The 3,042-nt window shown below is 72.8% G+C and carries 2 protein-coding genes and 2 pseudogenes; 1 reads left to right on the top strand and 3 read right to left on the bottom strand.

What is annotated here, in order from left to right; all coding sequences use genetic code 11:
* From MXD58_RS23955 to MXD58_RS23945, 3 genes and pseudogenes are all read right to left on the bottom strand, one after another.
* A pseudogene (locus MXD58_RS23955) lies at positions 1 to 1,526 on the bottom strand (hypothetical protein); the annotation flags it as partial.
* A 233-nt stretch (positions 1,527 to 1,759) separates the two neighbouring features.
* A complete protein-coding gene (locus MXD58_RS23950; RefSeq protein WP_248838800.1) occupies positions 1,760 to 2,260 on the bottom strand; it encodes a hypothetical protein in 501 nt (166 codons plus the stop codon).
* Positions 2,257 to 2,556, bottom strand: a complete 300-nt coding sequence (locus MXD58_RS23945; RefSeq protein ID WP_250609974.1) for a hypothetical protein — start codon at positions 2,554 to 2,556, stop codon at positions 2,257 to 2,259. Before MXD58_RS23945 ends, MXD58_RS23950 begins: the two co-directional genes overlap by 4 nt.
* A gap of 69 nt (positions 2,557 to 2,625) precedes the next feature.
* Between MXD58_RS23945 and MXD58_RS31755 the strand changes: the two are divergent.
* Positions 2,626 to 3,042, top strand: a pseudogene (locus MXD58_RS31755) (hypothetical protein); the annotation flags it as partial.

The following is a 3,042-nucleotide window of genomic DNA, read 5'->3' as shown; positions in this document are numbered from 1 at the left end:
GGCCAGCGACCCGCGGCCGGGGCGGTTTCGGCGATTGCCACCCGGCCGGCCGGGCGCGGCGTCAGGTCCGGCAGGTCCGGCAGGTCCGGCAGGTCCGGCAGCTCCGGGAGGTCCGGTAGCTCCGGGAGGTCCGGTAGCTCCGGGAGGTCGAGGTCCGGGAACGTGCTGCCCGGCGAGGGCATCGGCACCCGTCGGGCGGCGGACCGGCGGTCGGCGAGCCGGTCCAGGCCCACGGCCGTGATCGCCGCGGCGCACAGCATCACGTACAACGCGAACCTGGAGGGCAGGGCGTTGCGCAGCACGGGCAGATGCTCGCCGAGCAGCCACGGCAGCGGGATCGAGGTGACCCGGCCATCGACGTGCAGGTGATCGCCGAGGGAGAGCACCGCCATCGCGAGGCCGACGGGCACGAGCACCCGCACCAGCGGGTCGCGGCGCGCGCCGATCGCCGCCCCGACGGCCAGCAGTACCAGTGGGAGGCCCAGATAGCCGCCCACCTCCACGGCGTTGCCGGAGAAACCCAGGCTGTGCCGCAGCGCGCTGGGCGGAGCGATGCGCTGTAGGGGTGTGGGGGTGAGGAACGTGCCCAGGTCGCTCACGGCGATGCCGGACGGCTGGATCGATCCGTGGACGCGCTGGTCGCCGCGGAACTGCGCGCCCAGTGGCCACGCGAGCAGCACCACCGCGACCAGCGCCGCGATCCCCAGGCCGCCCAGCGCCGCGGCCAGCCGTCCGCGCACCGCCGTCGGGTGGCGCACGGCGAGGACACCGAGGCCGAATGCCGCCGCCAGCGCGGACGTCGCGAGGAGCTCCTCACCGATGAGGGCCTGGCCGGCGACCGCCAGCCCCAGCAGGATCCCCGTCCGGACCCGTGACCGGCCGCGGACGACCAGGTCGTCGAGCAGCATCAGCAGCAGCGGCGGGAACGGCGCGAACGCGAGGTGCAGGTGGCCGTAGGCGCTGCCGATCGCATAGGGCCCGAAGGCGTAGAACAGGCCGGCCAGCGCCGCCGGCGCGTCCCGGACCCAGCGCCGCATGGCCCAGAACAGCGCCAGGCCGCTGAGCACGGGCGCGAGCGTCAGCAGCACGAGCAGTGCGGTCACCGGTCCGGCGAGCAGCGTGACCGGCGCGGCGAGCAGGCCGAGCAGCGGCACCGGGGTGCTCCACAGCAGGTTCGCGCCGTCGGGCGCGTTGATGCTGTGGGTGATGAACGGGTCGAGGCCGTGCGCCACGGCGTGCGGCGTCCAGCGCAGGAACCACGAGAACAGGTAGGCGTCGTTCCCGCCGTAGGCAATCTCGCCGGGATGCCGCCAGCCCACTCGAAAGATCCAGACGGACACGGCGAGATACCCGAGGATCACCGCGGGCACGACCGGCAGCCGCCAGGGGAGCCCGCCGACGGGAGCCGCTGTCGGCAGGCTCCGTTCACCGGGCCGGCCCGGCACGCCGCGTGCGTCGAGGCGCCTCGTGTCACCGGGGTCCGGACCGGCCTGGTCCTGGTCCTGGTCCTGGTCGGAGCTGGTCACGGCGGTCCCCCCTCGCGCCTCGTGATCCGGTCCGTTGACACTCAGGGCCCGGAGAAGCGGAACATTCGCGACGATATCCGCAGCCGACGTGCGGATCGCCACAAATTCGGCCGCTCTTAATGCGAAGAGTGACCGGCGTTGTCAGCGTGATCCCAGTCGGGATACCCATTTCCGGGCGCGGTCGTCCCGTCGCCGCAGGCCGAGCGGGCCCTAATGCCATGGTCGGGGCGGTTTTACCCGGTGGTCGGGCCGTCCGCCTCCGGCTCGGTGGCGGACGGTGTCCACTCCGCCACGAGGGACCGAAACGTGCGATATCTCGCTACGGTGTACTCGCTGGCCACGACGTCATCGCGGTCCAGGAGCGCGACCGGATAGCCGCGTTCGGCCCGATAGCCGCGCGCGCCGATGATGACGCGGCCACCCAGTCGCACCACACCAACCACGCAGGGCAAGGACGACCAGCGTGGGAGCTTGGCCGCCGCGAGGATCTCCGGGGTCCGCCACGCGTAGAGGCCACACAGGCAGTGCTCACCCGGCACCCGGTCGTGGCTCGCGGTCGGCGGGCCGCTGGGTGCGCCGGGATCGGGTCGTGCCGTGCGTAGGCAGTGGGCCTGGGTGATCCCGTCGGGGCGCCACAGCAGCATGCCCGGCGGGAACGGCGTCCAGGGCGTCCAGGCGGGGCGCAACCGGCCCTCGCGGTCGACCGCCCACTGGCGCCAGCCGAGCAGACTCACCCCGGCACCGGCACCGGCACCGGTTCCGGTTCCGGAGTTGGTATGGAGGGAGCCGGCGCCGGAATCGTGAACGGCTCGGCGTCGGGAAAGCTGATCGGCTCGTCCTCGACGATCCGTTCCGGTTTGCCCACATCACCCATGTCCATAAGGTGAGCGGCCCCTGCCGCCGCGTCAATGGTCGATCGGTAGGGGCCCCTCTTCGGGGCCGTCAACCCGTACCGGTGGACCGCCGACGATTGCCGGTCCGGGCCGACCTCGGAGGAGGTGGACTCTGGCCACGTCTGGCTGACCGCCACGGCTCCGTCGGACTAGTCGGCACCTGGTGTTGAATGTGGGTCTTCCCATAGTTATATGAGGTGATGGTGTTGTTGGGTGTGTCTTCGGCCGGCCGGCTGCCCGTTTCTGGTCCGGTCGACGGGTCCGACCCGATCTCCGCCTCCGAGCCGATCTCCGCCTCCGAGCCGATCTCCGCCTCCGAGCCGGTCTCCGCCTCCGAGCCGGTCTCCGCCTCCGAGCCGGTCTCCGCCTCCGTGACCGCCCCGGCCCAGGATGCCGAACTGGCCGCGGGTGAGATCGCGGCGGTCGAGGCGGCGGCCGTCGCGGCGAGTGTCGCCTGCGACGACCCCTACGAGACGGCGGCGATGCTGCTGTGGTCCCGGGTCCTCGGGGCGGTGCCGGGCGCCCCGCACGACGACCTCGCCGGGCGCCCCGGTCCAACGCGGCACAGATCCGGGACACCTCCGACTTCGAGATCCCCGTGTCCACCCCGAGCGCGGCAACGA

This window comes from Frankia sp. AgKG'84/4 (genome assembly GCF_023242965.2).
Lineage (GTDB): Bacteria > Actinomycetota > Actinomycetes > Frankiales > Frankiaceae > Frankia.
Note: the sequence above shows the minus strand (reverse complement) of the source record. Positions and strands in the feature narration are given on the sequence as shown.